Source organism: Kitasatospora sp. NPDC001095, from assembly GCF_053598615.1.
Window position 1 is genome coordinate 45205 of the sequence record NZ_JBSFKQ010000006.1, and the last position, 17856, is coordinate 63060.

Annotated in this window: 15 protein-coding genes; 4 read left to right on the forward strand and 11 right to left on the reverse strand. The window is 72.9% G+C overall.

From position 1 onward, the window contains the following. Nucleotides 1-170: 170 nt before the first annotated feature. The 4 genes from ACWDBB_RS07905 to ACWDBB_RS07920 form a co-directional block, all read right to left on the reverse strand. Nucleotides 171-950 (reverse strand): amino acid ABC transporter ATP-binding protein, encoded by a 780-nt coding sequence (locus tag ACWDBB_RS07905; protein ID WP_449788737.1) that lies wholly within the window; start codon nt 948-950, stop codon nt 171-173. Then, nucleotides 947-1192, reverse strand: a complete 246-nt coding sequence (locus tag ACWDBB_RS07910; RefSeq protein WP_449788738.1) for a LapA family protein — start codon at nt 1190-1192, stop codon at nt 947-949. The genes ACWDBB_RS07905 and ACWDBB_RS07910 overlap by 4 nt, the downstream gene beginning before the upstream one ends. 135 nt (nt 1193-1327) lie before the next feature. Beyond that, entirely contained in the window at nt 1328-3100 is a 1773-nt protein-coding gene (locus ACWDBB_RS07915) for an ABC transporter ATP-binding protein (protein WP_449788739.1), read from the reverse strand. Nucleotides 3101-3143: 43 nt separating this feature from the next. After that, nucleotides 3144-4919, reverse strand: a complete 1776-nt coding sequence (locus ACWDBB_RS07920; RefSeq protein ID WP_449788740.1) for an ABC transporter transmembrane domain-containing protein — start codon at nt 4917-4919, stop codon at nt 3144-3146. A 677-nt stretch (nt 4920-5596) separates the two neighbouring features. Here ACWDBB_RS07920 and ACWDBB_RS07925 point away from each other — a divergent pair. Continuing rightward, a complete protein-coding gene (locus ACWDBB_RS07925) occupies nt 5597-6463 on the forward strand; it encodes an aldo/keto reductase (RefSeq protein ID WP_449788741.1) in 867 nt (288 codons plus the stop codon). Between the two features lie 179 nt (nt 6464-6642). Here ACWDBB_RS07925 and ACWDBB_RS07930 read toward each other — a convergent pair whose 3' ends face one another. Continuing rightward, nucleotides 6643-7467 carry a MarR family winged helix-turn-helix transcriptional regulator gene (locus ACWDBB_RS07930; RefSeq protein WP_392875632.1) on the reverse strand — a complete coding sequence of 275 codons (825 nt, stop codon included), beginning with the start codon at nt 7465-7467 and terminating at the stop codon, nt 6643-6645. Nucleotides 7468-7910: 443 nt separating this feature from the next. On the opposite strand from ACWDBB_RS07930, the gene fabG reads away from it, so the two are divergent. Together fabG and ACWDBB_RS07940 are read left to right on the forward strand one after the other, a co-directional pair. Beyond that, nucleotides 7911-8678, forward strand: coding sequence for a 3-oxoacyl-ACP reductase FabG (gene fabG, locus ACWDBB_RS07935; RefSeq protein WP_449788742.1), 768 nt, complete (start codon nt 7911-7913; stop codon nt 8676-8678). A gap of 378 nt (nt 8679-9056) precedes the next feature. Further along, nucleotides 9057-9719, forward strand: a complete 663-nt coding sequence (locus ACWDBB_RS07940; protein WP_449788743.1) for a phosphatase PAP2 family protein — start codon at nt 9057-9059, stop codon at nt 9717-9719. Between the two features lie 108 nt (nt 9720-9827). Here the strand turns inward: ACWDBB_RS07940 and ACWDBB_RS07945 are convergent, their stop codons facing one another. Beyond that, on the reverse strand, nt 9828-10106 hold the full coding sequence (locus ACWDBB_RS07945; protein ID WP_449788744.1) for an I78 family peptidase inhibitor: 279 nt from the start codon (nt 10104-10106) through the stop codon (nt 9828-9830). A 72-nt stretch (nt 10107-10178) separates the two neighbouring features. Here ACWDBB_RS07945 and ACWDBB_RS07950 point away from each other — a divergent pair, with 72 nt between their 5' ends. Next, the gene (locus tag ACWDBB_RS07950; RefSeq protein ID WP_449788745.1) at nt 10179-10451 is read left to right on the forward strand and encodes a DUF6343 family protein; all 273 of its coding nucleotides are present in this window, start codon (nt 10179-10181) and stop codon (nt 10449-10451) included. A 71-nt stretch (nt 10452-10522) separates the two neighbouring features. Here the strand turns inward: ACWDBB_RS07950 and ACWDBB_RS07955 are convergent, their stop codons facing one another. From ACWDBB_RS07955 to shc, 5 genes are all read right to left on the reverse strand, one after another. Continuing rightward, nucleotides 10523-11923, reverse strand: a complete 1401-nt coding sequence (locus ACWDBB_RS07955; protein ID WP_449788746.1) for an aspartate aminotransferase family protein — start codon at nt 11921-11923, stop codon at nt 10523-10525. Further along, on the reverse strand, nt 11913-13823 hold the full coding sequence (dxs, locus tag ACWDBB_RS07960; protein WP_449788747.1) for a 1-deoxy-D-xylulose-5-phosphate synthase: 1911 nt from the start codon (nt 13821-13823) through the stop codon (nt 11913-11915). The genes ACWDBB_RS07955 and dxs overlap by 11 nt, the downstream gene beginning before the upstream one ends. A gap of 171 nt (nt 13824-13994) precedes the next feature. Beyond that, nucleotides 13995-15023 (reverse strand): adenosyl-hopene transferase HpnH, encoded by a 1029-nt coding sequence (gene hpnH / locus ACWDBB_RS07965; protein WP_392875611.1) that lies wholly within the window; start codon nt 15021-15023, stop codon nt 13995-13997. Nucleotides 15024-15025: 2 nt separating this feature from the next. Continuing rightward, nucleotides 15026-15778: a 5'-methylthioadenosine/S-adenosylhomocysteine nucleosidase family protein gene (locus ACWDBB_RS07970; protein ID WP_449788748.1), complete on the reverse strand. Its 753-nt coding sequence runs from the start codon at nt 15776-15778 to the stop codon at nt 15026-15028. Further along, the gene (shc, locus tag ACWDBB_RS07975; RefSeq protein ID WP_449788749.1) at nt 15775-17856 is read right to left on the reverse strand and encodes a squalene--hopene cyclase; all 2082 of its coding nucleotides are present in this window, start codon (nt 17854-17856) and stop codon (nt 15775-15777) included. The genes ACWDBB_RS07970 and shc overlap by 4 nt, the downstream gene beginning before the upstream one ends.

Sequence of the window (17856 nt, forward strand, 5' to 3'; positions counted from 1 at the left end):
CTCCCCGCCCGCGCGGCGGGCCTCGCCACCGGCCTCGTCACGGGCCTCGTCACCGACGTCGCCACGGGCCTCGCGACCGGCTGCGCCGCGGACGACGTCGTCAGAGGCCGAGCCACGGACGTCGTCAGGCGCCGAGCCGCGGGCGTCGTCTCACGGTTCACGGCGCCGCCTCAGTGCTTCAGGATCTTGGACAGGAAGTCCCGGGCGCGATCGCTCTCGGGAGCGCTGAAGAAGTCCTCCGGGGCACGGTCCTCGACGATCCGGCCGTCGGCCATGAACACCACCCGGTTGGCGGAGGCCCGGGCGAAGCCCATCTCGTGGGTGACCACGACCATCGTCATGCCCTCGCTCGCGAGCTGGCGCATGACGTCCAGCACCTCGTTGATCATCTCGGGGTCGAGTGCCGAGGTGGGCTCGTCGAACAGCAGCGCCTTGGGCTCCATCGCCAGCGCGCGGGCGATCGCGACCCGCTGCTGCTGCCCGCCGGAGAGCTGCGCCGGGTACTTGGCGGCGTGCGAGGCGAGGCCCACCCGCTCCAGCAGCGCGCGGGACTTCTCGTCCGCTTCGGCCCTGGGCCGCCCGCGGACCTTGATCTGCGCGAGTGAGACGTTCTGCAGCACGGTCTTGTGCGCGAACAGGTTGAAGGACTGGAACACCATGCCGACCTCGGCGCGCAGCCTGGCCAGGCCCTTGCCCTCCTCGGGCAGCGGCTCGCCGTCGATCAGGATGGTGCCGTCCTCGATCGGCTCCAGCCGGTTGATCGCCCGGCAGAGGGTGGACTTGCCGGATCCGGACGGCCCGATGACCACGACGACCTCGCCGCGCCCGACCGTCAGGTCGATGTCCTGGAGGACGTGCAGGTCCCCGAAGTGCTTGTTGACCCCGCGCACCTCGATCAGCGGGGTGAAGGCCGAGGCGCCGGTCGGGGCCGGCCCGGGGGCCGCGGTCACTTGCTGCGCCGCCCCTTCAACAGCCAGCCCAGCACGACGCCCGCGATCAGCGTGGCCAGCAGCGCGATCCAGAGCGGCGCGGTGACGGTGAAGACCCAGAACTGGATCTGCACCCTGTCGAGGTTGGCGAACAGGAACCACACGGCGAGGACGACGATGACGCCGATCCCGATGTAGCGCGTGGGAATCCCACCGATCTCACCGCGGGAGGAGCGGGACGAGCCGTCTGAAATCTTGGTCACCGGAGCAGTCTGCGGGCCGTACGGCCGATTTGCCCGATTACGCGCCATTCCGGGCCGGGGAGTAACCCGTACGGGGTAATCGAGCCCCGTACGGGTTTGGAAGCTCCCCGGAAGCTCCCCGGCCCGGACCTCCCGCTACCGCTCGTCCCGCCAGGACCGCCAGAGCGCCGCGTACGGACCGCCCGCCGCGACCAGGTCCGGATGGCTGCCGTACTCGCTGATCCGCCCGTCCTCGACCACCGCGATCACGTCCGCGTCGTGCGCGGTGTGCAGCCGGTGGGCGATGGCGATGACCGTCCGGCCCTCCAGCACCCGGGAGAGCGAGCGCTCCAGGTGGCGGGCGGCCCGCGGGTCCAGCAGGGAGGTGGCCTCGTCCAGCACCAGGGTGTGCGGATCGGCCAGCACCAGCCGGGCCAGCGCCAGCTGCTGGGCCTGCGGCGGGGTCAGCGAGGTGCCGCCGGAGCCGACCTCGGTGTCCAGCCCCTCCGGCAGGGCGTCCACCCAGGCCCCGGCGTCCACCGCTTCCAGCGCTGCCCGCAGCTCGGTGTCGTCCGCGTCGGGCGCGGCCAGCCGCAGGTTGTCCCGCAGGGTGCCGACGAAGACGTGGTGCTCCTGGTTCACCAGCGCGACCTCCGCGCGCACCCGCTCGGCCGGCATCCGCGCCAGCGCCGCCCCGCCGAGGGTCACGCTGCCGCGGCCGGGGGCGTAGATCCCGGCGAGCAGCCGGCCGAGGGTGGACTTGCCCGCCCCGGACGGCCCTACCAGCGCGACCCGGCTGCCCGGGGCGACGTCCAGGCTGATCCCGTGCAGGACGTCGGCGCCCTCGCGGTAGCCGAAGCGGACGTCCCTGGCCTCGACCCGACGGCCGTCCGGCCGGGCGGACTCGTCCCCCTCGTGCTCGGGCACCTCGCGCACGCCGACCAGCCGGGCCAGCGAGGCCTGGCCGATCTGGAGCTCGTCGTACCAGCGCAGGATCAGGTCCACCGGACCGGTCAGCATCTGCGCATAGAGCACGCCGGTGGTCAACTGGCCCACGGTGATCCAGCCTCGGAGGGTGAACAGTCCGCCGAGCACCAGGGTGGCGAGCACCGCCGTGGTGTAGACCGCGTCGATGGTCGGGAACCAGACCGAGCGCAGCCACAGGGTGTACCGCTCCCAGGCCAGCCACTCGCGCAGCTTGCGGTCCGTCAACCGGACCCGCTGGTCGCCCAGCCGCAGCGCCTCTACCGTCCGCCCGGCGTCGACCGTCTCGGCCAGCACGTTGCTCACCGCCGCGTACCCGGCCGCCTCGCTGCGGTAGGACTGCGGCGCGCGCCGGAAGTACCAGCGGGAGCTGGCCAGCAGCAGTGGCAGCCCGATCAGCGCGGTCAGCGCGAGCAGTGGCGAGGTGACCAGCAGCGCACCGAGCACCAGCAGCAACGACACCACGGCGACGGCGAGTTCGGGCACCGCCTCGCGTACCGACTTGTCCAGCCGGTCGACGTCGGTGGTGCCCCGGGAGACCAGGTCCCCGGTGCCGGCCCGCTCCAGCACACCGGTCGGCAGAGCCACCGAGCGGACCAGGAAGTCCTCCCGCAGGTCGGCCAGCACCCGCTCGCCGAGCACCGCGCCGCGCATCCGCGACCAGCCGGTGAACGCCGCCTGGGCCACCAGTGCCAGCAGGTACCAGGTGACCGCCACCGCGATGGTGGACCCGGCGGTGCCGGTGGCCAGCGACTCGACCAGGCGGCCGAGCACCCACGGCCCGACCAGCCCGGCCAGGGTGGCCGTCGAGTGCAGCACCACCACGGCGGAGAACCCGGCGCGGTGCCGCCGCGCGAGCAGCAGCAGGTACTCGCGCACGGCGGCCGGGGAACCGACCGGCAGGGTGGCGACGGGCCCCTGTTCCTCCTGGACGGGGGGCTTCATGACGTACTCCTCGCGTGTGGGGCAGGGATTTTGACGGCGGTCCTCATACGGCCCCACCCACCGGACGGGCCGTTTCCTCCTCGCGGGTGACCACGGCCCGGTAGGCCGGCTCGGTCCGCATCAGCTCGCGGTGCCGCCCGGCCGCGACGGCCCGGCCCTCCTGCAGCAGCACCACCCGGTCCGCCTGGTCGAGCAGCAGCGGGCTGGTCGCGAACACCACGGTGGTGCGGCCCGCCCTGGTGTCCCGCAGCCCGGTGGCGATCCGCGACTCGGTGTGCGCGTCCACCGCGCTGGTGGGCTCGTCGAGCACCAGCACCGGCGGGTCCGCCAGCAGGGCGCGGGCCAGCGCGAGCCGCTGGCGCTGCCCGCCGGAGAGCGAGCGTCCGCGCTCGGTGATCCGGGCGCGCATCGGGTCGCCCCCGCACTCGGGCGAGCCGTCCACCAGGGCTTCCAGCACGTCGTCGGACCGGGCCGCCGCCAGGGCCGCGGCTGCCGGGACCCGCCCCGAGGAGGGGATGTCGAACAGCTCGGCCAGCGTGCCGGAGAGCAGCACCGGCTCCTTGTCGTGGACCAGCACCGCCGCCCTGGCCTCGGCCAGCGGCACCGAGTCCAGCTCCGTGCCGCCGAGCCGCACCGAGGCCTGCGCCCGTTCGCCCTCGGCCAGCGGCACGTGCCCGCCCAGCCGTTCGGCCAGCGACCCGGCGAAGTCCGGGTCGCCGCAGACCACCGCGGTCAGCTCGCCGGCCCGCGCGGTCAGCCCGCTCGCCGGGTCGTGCAGGTCCGCCTTGTCCGGCCTGGCCAGCGAGGCCTCGGCGGTGCCGGCGGTCCGGGCCAGCGAGAGCACCCGCACGGCCCGCCCGGCGGAGACCCGGGCCACGCTCCAGGCGTGCGCCGCCTCGCCCAGGACGCGCAGCGGAGCGGCCAGGAAGGCCGTCGCGCCGTACACCGCGATCAGGGTGCCGACGGCGAGCTCGCCGTCGGCCACCAGCCGGGCGCCGTACCAGGTGACGCCGACCACGAACAGCCCGGGCAGCAGCACCTGCTGCGCCTGCATCAGCGACCAGATCCGGGACGAGCGGACGGCCGCCGCGCGGACCTTCTGGGAGGCGGCGCGGTACCGCTCCAGGAACAGCTCCTCGCCGCCGATGCCGCGCAGCACCCGCAGCCCCGCGACGGTGTCGGCCGCCAGCTCGGTGGCCTTGCCGCCGAGGGCGCGCTGCTGCTCGTAGCGCCGCTCGAACGGGCCGATCAGCGGCCAGACGGAGGCCGCCAGCACCGGGACGCCGAGCAGCACCCCGATCCCGAGCACCGGATCGACCGTCAGCACCGCCACGCTCACGGCCAGCCAGACGATCACCGCGGCCCGGACCCGGGCGACCAGCTCGACGTACCAGCCGATCCGCTCGACGTCCCCGCTGCCGACCGCGACGACCTCGCCGGTGGCGATCCGGCGGGACAGCCCGGCCCCCAGGTGCGAGGCCTGCCGGGCCACCAACTGCCGGACGTGGGTGGCCGCGTGGATCCAGTTCCAGACCGCCTGACGGTGCAGCAGCACCGTCCCGAACGAGGCACCCGCGCCCAGCAGCAGCAGGAGCCCGCCGGAGCGCCAGATCCCGCCGGCGTCGCCGTCCACGGCGGCCTGCACGCCGAACCCGAGCGGTACCGGCAGGGCGGCCTGGCACCCCGTCTCGATCAGCGCCCAGAGGGTGGCGAGCAGTTGCCCGCGCCACTGGCTGCGCTGCAGCCAGCGCAGGAAGGCCAGGGGTGAGGAGAGGTCGGGACTGCCGGGGTCGGCCAGCGGCAGAGGGGTGAGCAGCATGACACTCCGATGCGAGCGGTGCGCGGGTGCGGGTGTGCACGGGCGCACGGGGTACGGGGAGTTCGGGGGAACAGGGCGCACGGAACGCCTCGGTGACGTGCGCGCAGCGCGGGCGGCGGCCGAACGGCAGGCGGCCGGAGCCGACGGACGGATGATGCGCGGCGCGGCGGCACGGCGTCGGCGCGACATCGGCGATGCGCCCGGAGGAGACACCGGACGGAGATGGAACGGGCACGAAGGGCCCGGAAGTCAGGAGGTCATGGCCGCGAGCCTGCCAAGCTCCGTGTGATCCGCGCAACAGGTTTTTCCACCGCGGCCTCCCACCCCCGCGCCCCCGCACCCCACGGACCGCGCAACCCCCGCACGCCACACCCCGCACACCGCCGCACCCCATGGCCCGCACGCCCCCTGCACGCCGGGCCGCACGCCCCCGCGCACAGTCTCCGCACGCCCCCCGCACGCGAGTCCACAAGCCCCCACACGCCCCCGGAGGTCCTCACGGCTCCCCGACGGTCCCCCACCAGGGCGGTCTCCGCCCCGCCACCGGCGGGGCCGCCACCCAGGGCAAACCCTCGCAAAGCTTCACTCAAGTTTCGCCCGCTCCGCGGGAACAATCACACCGGGGCACCAGTTGCCCCCACTGGAACCACAGGACAATCAGGAGGGCACCCCTTCCCGTGAGCACCATCCCCACCGTCACCCTCAACGACGGCGCGCAGATCCCGCAGCTCGGCTTCGGCGTGTGGCAGGTCCCGGACGCAGAGGCCACCCCGGCCGTCCGCGCCGCGATCGAGGCGGGCTACCGCTCCATCGACACGGCGGCCATCTACGAGAACGAGGCCGGCACCGGCGCGGCGATCGCCGAGGCACTGGCGGGCGGCGTGGCCCGCGAGGACCTCTACATCACCACCAAGCTGTGGAACTCGGGCACCCGCGACTGGTCCGGCGAGCAGGGCCGCGACGCGGTGCTGCGCGAGTTCGACGCCTCGCTGGCCAAGCTCGGCCTCGAGCAGCTCGACCTCTACCTGATCCACTGGCCGCGCCCGATGCACGGCGACAGCTACCTGAACATCTGGAAGGCGTTCGAGCAGCTGAAGGCGGACGGCCGGGTCAGGTCGATCGGCGTCTCCAACTTCGGCACCGAGCAGCTGACCCGCCTGCTCGACGAGGCCACCGTCGCCCCGGTCCTGAACCAGGTCGAGCTGCACCCGTACTTCCCGCAGACGGAGCTGCGCGCCTTCCACGCCGAGCACGGCATCGCCACCGAGGCGTGGAGCCCGCTGGGCCAGGGCAAGGAACTGCTCGCCGAGCCCGCGCTGGCGAAGATCGCCGAGAAGCACGGCCGCACCGTCGCCCAGGTGGTGCTGCGCTGGCACCTCCAGAACGGCGTGATCGCCATCCCGAAGTCGGTCACCCCGTCCCGGATCCGCGAGAACCTGGACGTCACCGGCTTCGAGCTGGACGCCGAGGACCTCACGGCGATCGCCGCCGTGGCCACCGGCAAGCGGATCGGCCCGGACCCGCAGGAGTTCGACTGGAACTGACGCCCGGTTCGGGGGCCCGGCAGCCGGGCCCCCGAACCGCCTGACGCCCAGTCACGCGAAGACCGCCCGCACCCCTACGGGAGTGGGCGGCCTTCGGTGTGCCCCGATCCGCCGAAGCCCATGACATGGACCCTCAGCGTTTTGGCGAATCGTTTTGGCTACTGCGGCGAAGTTTTGACCTAGAGCCTGGCCGCCTTCGCGACGAGCGCGAGCGCGGCCTCGTGCTCGCCCTCCTCCAGCGGCGCCAGCAGCAGCCGCTGGACCTCGGCCACCCCGGCGGCCGAGCGGTGCAGCAGGTCCTGTCCCGCCGGTGAGAGCGAGAGCAGGTTGCGCCGTCCGTCCGAGGGGTCGCGCCGACGCTGCACCAGACCGCGGCGCACCAGCCGGCTGACCATCTCGGCCATCGTGGCCTTGTCCAGCGAGGCGAGCTCGCCGACCGTGCGCTGGTCGGCGCCCGGTTCCAGCTCCAGCGCGTCCAGCACCGCGTACTGCGGAGCCGTGAGCTCGACGCCCACGTGCTCCGACCAGAGCTTGGTGTGCACCTGCTGGCTCACCCTGATCAGGTAGCCGATCGCCCGTTGGGCGTCCAGTATCGGCCGCGCGTCGGTGATGACGGCGACCGCCGCGGGCTCCAGCCTGGCTATCTTGGCCATCACCCGGACGATCTCGACCTGTTCCTCCGCCGTGAGCGGCTCGAACAGGACGCGCTGCACGCGGACCACACCACCGGTGGCCTCGCGCACCGCCTGGGCTCCGCTCTGCGAGAGCGCCAGCAGCTTGCGCCGGCCGTCGGCCGGGTCGCGCCTGCGCAGCACCAGGCCGCGGCGGACCAGCCGCGCGACCATCTCGGCCATCGTGGCCTTGTCCAGCGAGGCACGCTCGCCGACCGTCCGCTGGTCCGCACCCGGCTCCAGGGCCAGGACCAGCAGCACGGCGAACTGCGGAGCCGTGAGATCGGCTCCGACGTGTTCGGACCACAAGCGGGTGTGAACCTGCTGTGCCACGCGAATGAGGTGTCCGGGCGACTGCTGAAGTCGCGCAGACACGCGGGTTGTCGGGATCTCCCCCAGCACCATGTATCCGTCCCGATGTCACACCCGGTGTGTGTGGGACACCCGGGTGGGGCAGTAACGGCGAGTGGGCGTCCAGCTATGAGGGAGGGCGCTCCAGCCGTGCAGCCGGTGGCTGCTGGCGGACACTATACAAACGGCGGGCCCTTGCTGGCAGGCAGGGGCGGATAGTAGACGCAGGTTCGGCAACATTGGCATATTTACGGGCTGCGAAGGCCTTGCAGTAACCCGTTCTCAGCAGAAAGCCGACCGGTCGGTCCTTACCCACCGTCACCTGCGTCTCTCCACCCTGGCCGTGCCCCCTACCCGCCGGTAGGGTGTGGCCACCCTCTCCGGGGGCTCTCCCCGGGAGGCAACCGAGAGAGACGAGAGCGAGCATGACCGAGCAGAGCACCGCCCCCCGGGTCGCCGTCGTCACCGGCGCCGCCCGCGGTCTGGGCGCCGCCACCGCCGTCCGGCTGGCCGCCGACGGCTACGCGGTCGCCGTCCTGGACCTGGACGAGACGGCGGGCAAGGAGACCGTCGACCGGATCACCGCCGCCGGCGGCCGGGCGCTGGCCGTCGGCGCCGACGTCTCGGACGCCGAGCAGGTCCAGGCCGCCGTCGACCGGGTGGCCGCCGAGCTCGGCGCCCCGGTCGTCCTGGTGAACAACGCGGGCGTGCTCCGCGACAACCTGCTCTTCAAGATGTCCGAGTCCGACTGGGACACGGTGATGAACGTTCACCTCCGCGGCGCCTTCCTGATGACCCGCGCGGTGCAGAAGCACATGGTCGACGCCGGTTTCGGCCGCATCGTCAACCTGTCCTCCTCCTCCGCCCAGGGCAACCGCGGCCAGGCCAACTACTCGGCCGCCAAGGCCGGTCTCCAGGGCTTCACCAAGACTTTGGCCATCGAGCTTGGCAAGTTCGGCATCACGGCCAACGCGGTCGCCCCGGGCTTCATCGCCACGGACATGACAGCTGCCACCGCCGCCCGGGTCGGCATGGACTTCGAAGACTTCAAGCGGGCTGCGGCCTCCCAGATCCCGGTCCAGCGGGTCGGTCGGCCTGAGGACGTCGCCCACACCATCTCGTTCCTCGCGAGCGAGGACGCCGGCTTCGTCTCCGGCCAGGTGATCTACGTCGCGGGCGGCCCCCTCGACTGAGCACGGAACCTACACAGGGTTACCACGGAGTGGGAAGCCGGGCGCACCGGCCTCCCACTCCGCTTGCTTTACCGGCGCTTTTGCAGAAGCATTCGACGACCACACTGACATTCGATCCCGGAATAGCGGAAATCACCCCCCGAGCCGCCCCGATTCGACCCGATTGTCGATTTCCCGGGAAAATGACAATTACCACCGGAATAGCCCTGTCCGGCTGGGTAAGGTCACCCCGTGCAATCCAGAAGTACCCCCGCTCCCATTCCGCGCCAGGGGCCGGGGCGTCCCACCGCGGAAACCGGCCGCCGGGAACGCCCCACCACCCCCTCGCGGCCCCTCGCCCCGGTCGGCCCCGAGCCCCGCGAGCCCGGCTGGCCCCCGATGAGCCGCCGCCGGGCCGCCCTGCTCGCCGTCACCCTCGCCGGCTACCTGCTGGTGCTGGCCGGGGTCCTGCTCAACACCGCGCTGGTCGACCTCGACTGGTCGGTCCGGCTGCTGCGCCCCTACGAGCGGTGGCCCCGGCTGGAGCCGCTGCTCGACACCTGGGTGGTCGCCGGGCAGCGCGGCCCCTCGGCGATCGCCGCCTTCATCTGGCTCGGCTGGCGGGCCCACCGCCTCGGCCGGGTGCGCCCGCTGCTGGTCATGGGCATCGCACTGCTGTTGCTCAACGTCACCGTCGGCGCGGTCAAGATCGTCACCGGCCGGCTCGGCCCGCACTACGCCCAGTACGTCGGCTCACCCGAGCTCTTCTCCGGCGGCACCATCTTCCCCTCCGGCCACACCGCCAACGCGGTGGTCACCTGGGGGGTGCTCGCCTACCTCGCCGTCCGCTGGCGGCGCACCGGCGCGCTGATCGCCGCCGCCACCGCCTGCTCGATCGGCCTGACCACGGTCTACCTGGGCACCCACTGGGTCACCGACGTCCTGGCCGGCTGGGCCGCCGGACTGCTCGTCCTGCTCTCCCTGCCACTGCTGGAACCCCTGGTCGCCGCCGCCGAACAGCGGCTCCACCGGCGCTTCGCCCACCGCCACCTGCCCGGCTGAACCCCGGCCACCCCGAACCCGAACCGCCCGAGCCGCCCGAACCCGCACCGACCTGCGCCCGGGCGGCCCGCACCGACCCGGACGGCAGCCGGCCCGGCGCCCCCGGACCTATCCCTCCCAGCTGCGCTCGACCACCCCGTCGCGCACCGCGAGGTTGAGCCGCCCGTGCCGGTACTCCATGGTCATCAGGTCTCCCGGCTCCAGTACCCGGACCGAAGCCCAGCCGTGCCGCCGGGCCAGCTCCCGGGCCCGCTCGATCCGCAGCCCCGCGTACCCCTCGCCGTCCGGACCGACCTCACCCGAGCCGGAACCCGCGCCCGGGCCCGCGCCTACGCCCGAGCCCGCCGCGTCCGAGCCCGCGTCCGAATCCGCGTCCGAACCCGACATGGCGCCTCCCCGGCTGGTCCCTCGGACGTACGCTGGAATCGTAGCCCGACCGTGCGGTCCGGAGGTGAAGGCATGCGCACCACCATCCCGCGCCGGTGGCGCAGCGGCACCGAGCCGGCCACCGCCCGCAGCGACCTCAAGCTCCGCTACCTGCTCTCGCTCACCTTCACGCCGCTGTTCGCACTGGCCACGGTGGGCTTCGCGCTCTGGGCGGCGGCCTCGCCCGCCTCCGGCGCACCCAGCCGGGGCACCCTCACCGGGTTCGCGGTGGCCTGCGGCCTGCTCACCCTGTTCGCCGTCGTCGATCTCGTGGTGGTCATCCGGCGTCGCCGGACCGAGCTCTGACGCGGTGTCTCCCACGGAGTGGGAAGTCCGCCGGGCCGGCTTCCCACTCCGCGCCACCCGCGGCCCCCGCCTCAGCGGCCGGCGACGGCCTGCTTGACCAGGGTGCGCCCGAAGTCCCACATCAGTCCGCTCCCCCGGTGGGCCTCGTCCATGATCGCGGTGAATGCGTCCACGAACCGGTCCACGTCGTGCTCGGTGATGATCAGCGGCGGGATCAGTTTGATCACTTCCAGGTGGTCCCCGGAGACCTGGGTCAGGATGCGGTGCCGCTGCAGCAGCGGCACCACCACCATCTGCGCGAACAGCCCCTTGCGCGCCGTCTGGAGCGCGGTCCAACCGGTGCGCAGCTTGAGCGACTTGGGCCGGCCGAACTCGATCCCGATCATCAGCCCGCGCCCGCGCACCTCGGCGAGCAGCTCGTACTCGTCGACCAGTGCGGCCAGCCGTTCGCGGAAGTGGTCGCCGACCTTGCGTGCGTTCTCCACCACCTGCTCGTCGCGCATCACCTCCAGGGTCGCCAGCCCGGCCGCCATGGCCTGGGCGTTGGACCCGAAGCTGGCCGAGTGCACCAGCACCCGGTCCATCGAGGAGTACACCTTCTCGAAGATCCAGCTCTTGCCGAGCGTGGCCCCGACCGGCACGTACCCGCCGGACAGCGCCTTGGCCGCGCAGACCAGGTCGGGCAGCACGCCGTCCTCGTGCTGGTAGGCGAAGAACTCGCCGGTGCGGCCGATGCCGGTCTGCACCTCGTCGCAGATCAGCAGTGCCCGGTGCTCGTGGAGCAGCGCCTGGGCGGCCCGCAGCCAGCCGGGCGGCGGCGCCTGGACGCCCTTGCCCTGGATCGGCTCGACGATCAGCCCCGCGACGTCGCCGCGCTTCAGCTCCTTGGCCAGCGCGCCGAGATCGCCGAGCGGGATGGCGGTGTCCGGCAGCAGCGGGTCGAAGCCCTTGCGGAAGCCGCTCTCCCCGTTGACCGAGAGCGAGCCGGTGGTCAGCCCGTGGAAGGCGTGGTCGGCGTAGAGGATCCGCCGGCGTCCGGTGGCGTAGCGGGCGAACTTGAGCGCGGTCTCCACCGCCTCGGTGCCGCTGTTGCCGAAGAACACCCGGTCCAGCCCGGGCGCGTACGACAGCAGCCGCTCGGCCAGCAGCCCGGGCAGCGGCGAGCAGTCGAAGCGGACCAGGTCGGGCAGGTCGAGGTCCATCACCTGTTGGACGGCCGAGCGCACCACGGGATGGTGGCGGCCGAGCGCGAAGATGCCGAAGCCGGCCAGCATGTCGAGGTACTCGTTGCCCTCGGCGTCGTAGAAGTACTGGCCCCGGGCGCGCTCGTAGTACTTGTCGAAGCCGATGGTGTGCAGCATCCGAGGCAGCTGCGGGTTGAGGTAGCGGCCGTGCAGCTCGTAGCGCTCGCCGCCGCGTTCGGCGATCAGCGCGGCGAGGTCGAAGGCGGGGCGGTCTGGTTCAGCCGGCATGGCGCGGGTTCGCTCCTCGGGTCGGTAGCAGGTTCTTGGCGAAGACGGCGGTCTGGGCGGCGACCCCGGTCCCGGTCAGCCCGGCCTCCTCCAGGATCTCCCCGCGCGAGGCGTGGTCGAGGAACTCCTGGGGCAGGCCGAGCACCCGCACCGGCACGTCCACGTCGGCGTCGCGCAGCGCCTGGGCGACGGCCGAGCCGACGCCCCCGGTCCGGCCGTTGTCCTCGACGGTGACCACCAGCCGGTGGGCGGCGGCCAGTTCGGGCAGCACCGGGTCGACGGGTTTGACCCAGCGCGGGTCGACCACGGTCGCGGTGAAGCCCTCGGCGAGCAGCAGCCGGGCCGCGTCCAGGCAGGCGGGGGCGGTGGTGCCGACCGCGACCAGCAGGATCTCCGGCGCCCGCCCGGTGCGCAGCAGCACGTCCACCGCGCCGATCCGCTCGACGGCCGGCACCGCGGGCCCGATGTTCCCCTTGGGGAAGCGCACCACGGTCGGGGCGTCCTTGACCTCGACGGCCTCGCGCAACTGGGCGCGCAGCTGTTCGGCGTCGCGCGGCGCGGCGAGCCGCAGGCCGGGGACGACCTGGAGGATCGACATGTCCCACATGCCGTTGTGGGAGGCGCCGTCCGGCCCGGTCACCCCGGAGCGGTCGAGGACGAAGGTGACGCCCAGCCTGTGCAGGGCGACGTCCATCAGCACCTGGTCGAAGGCCCGGTTCAGGAAGGTGGCGTACACCGCGACCACCGGGTGCAGCCCGCCGGTGGCCAGCCCCGCCGCGCTGGTGACGGCGTGCTGCTCGGCGATCCCGACGTCGAAGGTCCGCTCCGGGTAGGCCTTGGCGAACGGGGCCAGGCCCACCGGCTGGAGCATGGCCGCGGTGATCGCCACCAGGTCCGGCCGCTCGGCGCCGAGGGTGAGCAGCTCGTCCCCGAACACCGAGGTCCAGGAGACGCCGCCGCTGGGCGAGACCGGCAGGCAGGTGTACGGGTCGATCGGGTTGACGGCGTGGAAGCGGTCGGCCTCGTCCTGCTCGGCCGGCCGGTAGCCGCGCCCCTTGACGGTCAGGCAGTGCACGATGACCGGCCCGCCGAAGTTGCGGGCCTGGCGCAGCGCCTGTTCGACCGCGCCCAGGTCGTGGCCGTCGATCGGTCCGAGGTACTTGAGGCCGAGGTCTTCGAACATGCCCTGTGGGGCGAAGGCGTCCTTGAAGCCCTTCTTGGCGCCGTGCAGCGCGTCGAAGATCGGCTGGCCGACCAGCGGGGTGCGCTGCAGGGCCTCCTTGCCGAGGGCGAGGAAGCGCTCGTAGCCCTGGGTGGTGCGCAGGGTGGCCAGGTGGTTGGCGAGGCCGCCTATGGTCCTGGCGTAGGAGCGCTCGTTGTCGTTGACGACGATGACCAGCGGCCGGTCGCGCGCCTCGGCGATGTTGTTGAGCGCCTCCCAGGCGAGTCCGCCGGTGAGCGCGCCGTCGCCGATCACGGCGACGGTGTGCCGGTCGTGCTGGCCGAGCAGTCGGGCGGCCTTGGCCAGGCCGTCGGCGTAGGAGAGCGCGGTGGAGGCGTGCGAGTTCTCGACCAGGTCGTGCTCGGACTCGCCCCGCGAGGGGTACCCGGAGAGCCCGCCGCGCATCCGCAGCCGGCTGAAGTCCTGGCGGCCGGTGAGCAGTTTGTGGACGTAGCTCTGGTGGCCGGTGTCGAAGACGATCCGGTCGTACGGCGAGTCGAAGACCCGGTGCAGCGCGATGGTGAGCTCCACCACTCCGAGGTTGGGCCCGAGGTGGCCGCCGGTGCGGGTGACGGCGTCGATCAGGAAGTCGCGGATCTCGTCGGCGAGCAGCGGGAGTTCAACCGCCGGGAGCTTGCGCAGCTCGGCCGGGGACGTGACGCGGGAGAGCAGTGACATGGGTACACCTCACGACTCGGAGCGGTGCGGTGGTGCCTCCACCCGGCCCGGGCTCGGGGCCGGACCTGGTTCGGGGGCGGACCTGGTTCGGGGGCGGACCTGGTTCGGGGCCGGAGCCGGCCCGGGCGCGGGGCCCGGGCCGGAGCGCCGACCTTGGGGTCAACTCCCCGCTCAGCGGCCCTTGTTGCCGCTGACGGTCTCGGTGATGGCGCGCAGCGACTGCTGGAGCGAGCCCATCGTCGCGAGGACGGCGGTCGGCTCGTAGCCGCAGTGGGCCATGCAGTTCTCGCAGCGCGGGTCCCTGCCGCGGCCGTACTTGCTCCAGTCGGTCTTCTCGACCAGCTCGCGGTAGGTCGGCACGTAGCCGTCGGCCATCAGGTAGCAGGGCCGCTGCCAGCCGAACAGCGAGTAGTTGGGGATGCCCCAGGGGGTGCACTCGAAGTCGGCCTTGCCCTCCAGGAAGTCCAGGAAGAGCGGGCTGTGGTTGAGCCGCCAGCGGTTGCGGTTGCCGCCGGCGAAGGCCTTGCGGAAGAGCTCCCTGGTCTGCTCGACGCCGAGGAAGTGCTCCTGGTCGGGGGCCTTCTCGTAGGCGTAGGCGGGCGAGATCATCATCTCGTCCACCTTGAGCTCGTCGTTGAGGTAGTCCAGCACCTCGATGACGGTCTGCGGGGTGTCGGTGTTGAAGAAGGTGCTGTTGGTGGTGACCCTGAAGCCCCGCCGCTTGGCCTCCTTGATCGCGGCCACCGCCTCGTCGAAGGTGCCCTCCTTGGCCACCGATTCGTCGTGCCGTTCGCGCATGCCGTCGATGTGCACGGCGAAGGTGAAGTACGGCGACGGCTTGAACTTGTCGATCTTCTTGCGCAGCAGCAGCGCGTTGGTGCAGAGGAACACGTACTTGCGGCGTTCGACCAGCTGCCGGACGATCTCGTCGATCTGCGGGTGCATCAGCGGCTCGCCGCCGGCGATCGAGACCATCGGGGCACCTGACTCCAGGACCGCGCCGACCGCCTGGGCGACGGGCATCCGCTGCTTCAGCACGCCCGCCGGGTGCTGGATCTTGCCGCAGCCCTCGCAGGCGAGGTTGCAGGCGAAGAGCGGCTCCAGCTCCACGATCAGCGGGAACTTGTCCCGGCGCTTGAGCAGCTTCTGCTGCATGAGGTAGGTGCCGACCCGCACGGTCTGGCGCAACGGCATGGCCATGGCTAGCTCGCCTCCTGGGGGAGCGTCGAGGATGTGGGGTGGTTCAGGTCTGTGGAGCCGTTCAGATCTGTCGAACCGTTCGAACCCATTGAGCCGTTCGAAGCTGTGGAGCCGTTCAGGCGTACGGAGCCCGGCGCGCGCTCGTGCCGGTACCAGTCGACGAGGGCGGGTACCGTCGCCCGCAGGGTCCGCCAGGCGCGCACCCCGGCCGGGAGGGTGCCGGGCCGCAGCAGTTCGTGCTCGGGCGTGTCCACCACCACCCGCAGGACGGCCGTCGGCAGCGCGGGCCGCACCTCGCACAGCGCGGCCAGGACGGCGGCGGCCTCCATGTCGACCGCGAGCGCGCCCTGGACGTGCAGCGCCCGCCGCTCGATGCCGCGCACCACGTGGTCGGCGGTGTGGTGGACCCCGGTGTGCACGGTCAGCCCGCGCTCCTTCAGCGCCCGGGTGAGCTCCGCCCCGGAGTCGAGCGGGTACAGGTGGCCCTCGGCGTCGCGCACGCCGTCGGCGGCGACCACGTCGCCGGGCAGCACGCCGGGGCCGAGCGCCGCGCCGAAGCCGGCCACCACCACGGCGCCGTAGCCGGTGGGGGCGGAGCCGAGCAGCCGCCGGACGGCTAGCCCGGCGCGCCGCCGGCCGACCCCGGTGCGCACCAGCACCGGGGGCCCGCCGGCCGCGCCCCGCCAGTCACCGCCGCGCAGGGCCCAGACCTCGGGGCCCAGGGCGCACAGCACCAGCAGGGGCGCGGTGGTCACCGCGCCGCTCCGATCGCCGGGGCCCCGTCGGCCCGGCTCGTGCCCGGGGTGCCGTGGAGGTAGCGGCCGAGCGCGGTGACCGGGAACACCAGCCGGTACAGGTGGTAGTTGATGGAGAAGTCCCACGGGAAGCCGGTGCCGGTGAACTGCGGCTCGTCCCAGGTGCCCTCGGGCAGCTGGGTGCGCACCAGCCACTCCACGCCGCGCTCCACCGCCGGGTTGGCCCGCTCCCGCGGCCCCTCGCCGGCCGCGAGCAGCGCCATCAGCGCCCAGGCGGTCTGCGAGGCGGTGGAGTCGCCGCGCCCGGCCCAGCGCGCCGGGTCGTCGTAGGAGCGCATGTCCTCGCCCCAGCCGCCGTCGGTGTTCTGCCGGTCCTCCAGCCAGCGCACCGCCCGGCGGATCGCCGGGTGCTCGTCGGGGACGCCGGCCGCGACCAGCGCGGGCAGCACCGAGCCGGTGCCGTAGATGTAGTTGGTGCCCCAGCGGCCGAACCAGGAGCCGTCCGCCTCCTGGTTGCGCAGCAGCCACTCGATGCCGCGCCGGGTCCGGGGGTCGCGGGCGCGGCCGGTCTCGGCGAGCATCTCCACCACGTGCGCGGTGACGTCGGCGGACGGCGGGTCGACCACCTCGCCGAAGTCGCAGAACGGCAGCTTGTTGGGCAGCGTGCTGGTGTTGTCCACGTCGAAGGCGCCCCAGGCGCCGTTCTTGGACTGCATGCCGAGGTTCCACAGCACGCCCCGGTCCATCGCCGCGTCGACCTTGCCCTGGTCGGGGTGGGCGACCCGGCGCAGCGCGAGCACCACCTCGGCGGTGTCGTCGATGTCGGGGTAGGTGTCGTTCTCGAACTCGAAGGCCCAGCCGCCGGGGGCGAGCGCGGGCCGCTGGACGGCCCAGTCGCCGGGCTTGCGGATCTCCTCGCCGAGCATCCAGTCGACGGCGGAGACCAGCGCCGGGTGGTCGGCCGGCACCCCTGCGTCGACCAGGGCGATGGTGGCCAGGCAGGTGTCCCAGACCGGGGACTGGCAGGCCTCCAGCCAGCGCTTGCCGTCCTCGGTGTGCACGGTGAAGCGGTCGAAGGAGGAGAGCCCGGCCTTCATCACCGGGTGCTCCAGCTCGTAGCCCTCCAGGTGCAGGGCGATCAGCGAGTAGACGGCGGGCGGCTGGATGCCGCCCCAGCAGCCGTCGGCCTCCTGGCGTTCGACGATCCAGCGGCAGGCCTGCGAGACGGCCAGTCGGCGCAGCGGGCGGAAGGCCCGGCGGTGGTAGGCGTGCAGCACCTTGTCGAGGCGCTCGAAGAGGCCGTCCCAGGTGGTGGCGGGGGCGAGCGGCCGGTGGGGGCACGGGTCGTCCGGGTCGGTGTGCAGTTCGGTGAGCGCGAAGGGGGCCGGGCGGACCGGGCGGTGGGAGGAGACGACGGTCAGCGGGACGATCGTCTGGCGGGCCCAGCAGCCGAAGGCGTAGATGTTCAGCGGCAGCCACTTGGGCAGGAAGATGATCTCGGGCGGCATCTCGGGCAGCCGCTCCCAGGGCCACCAGCCGAACAGGGCGAGCCAGATCCGGGTGAACACCCGGGAGGCCGCGATGCCCCCGGCGGAGCGGACGTAGCGCGCGGCGGCCAGCATGTGCGGGGCGTCCGGGTCGTCGCCGGCCAGTTTGAGGGCGACGTAGGCCTCGACGGTGGTGGACAGTTCGGGCGGCCCGCCGTGGAAGGTGGACCAGGTGCCGTCCTCGCGCTGCTGGGAGCGGATCCACTCGGCGGTGGCGCGGGTCTGCTCCTCGGTGCGGATCCCCAGGAACTGGCGGAGCAGTAAGTCCTCGGCGTCCATGGTGACGTTGGTCTCCAGGTCACCCTTCCACCAGCCCTCGGACGACTGCAGGGAGAGCAGGTGGGTGGTGGCGCGGGCCAGGGCCTCCCGCGCGTCGGCCGGTCGGAGCTCCGCCTCACCGGCCGGCCGTAGCTGGTCGGTGTCCTCGGGCTGCCACCGCCCCGTACCCAGCAGGGTCGGGGGGCGGTCGCCCACCGCGACCGGCTCGGAATCGTACTCAGGGTCGAGCCGGCCGTCCGCGGTTGCTGTCAA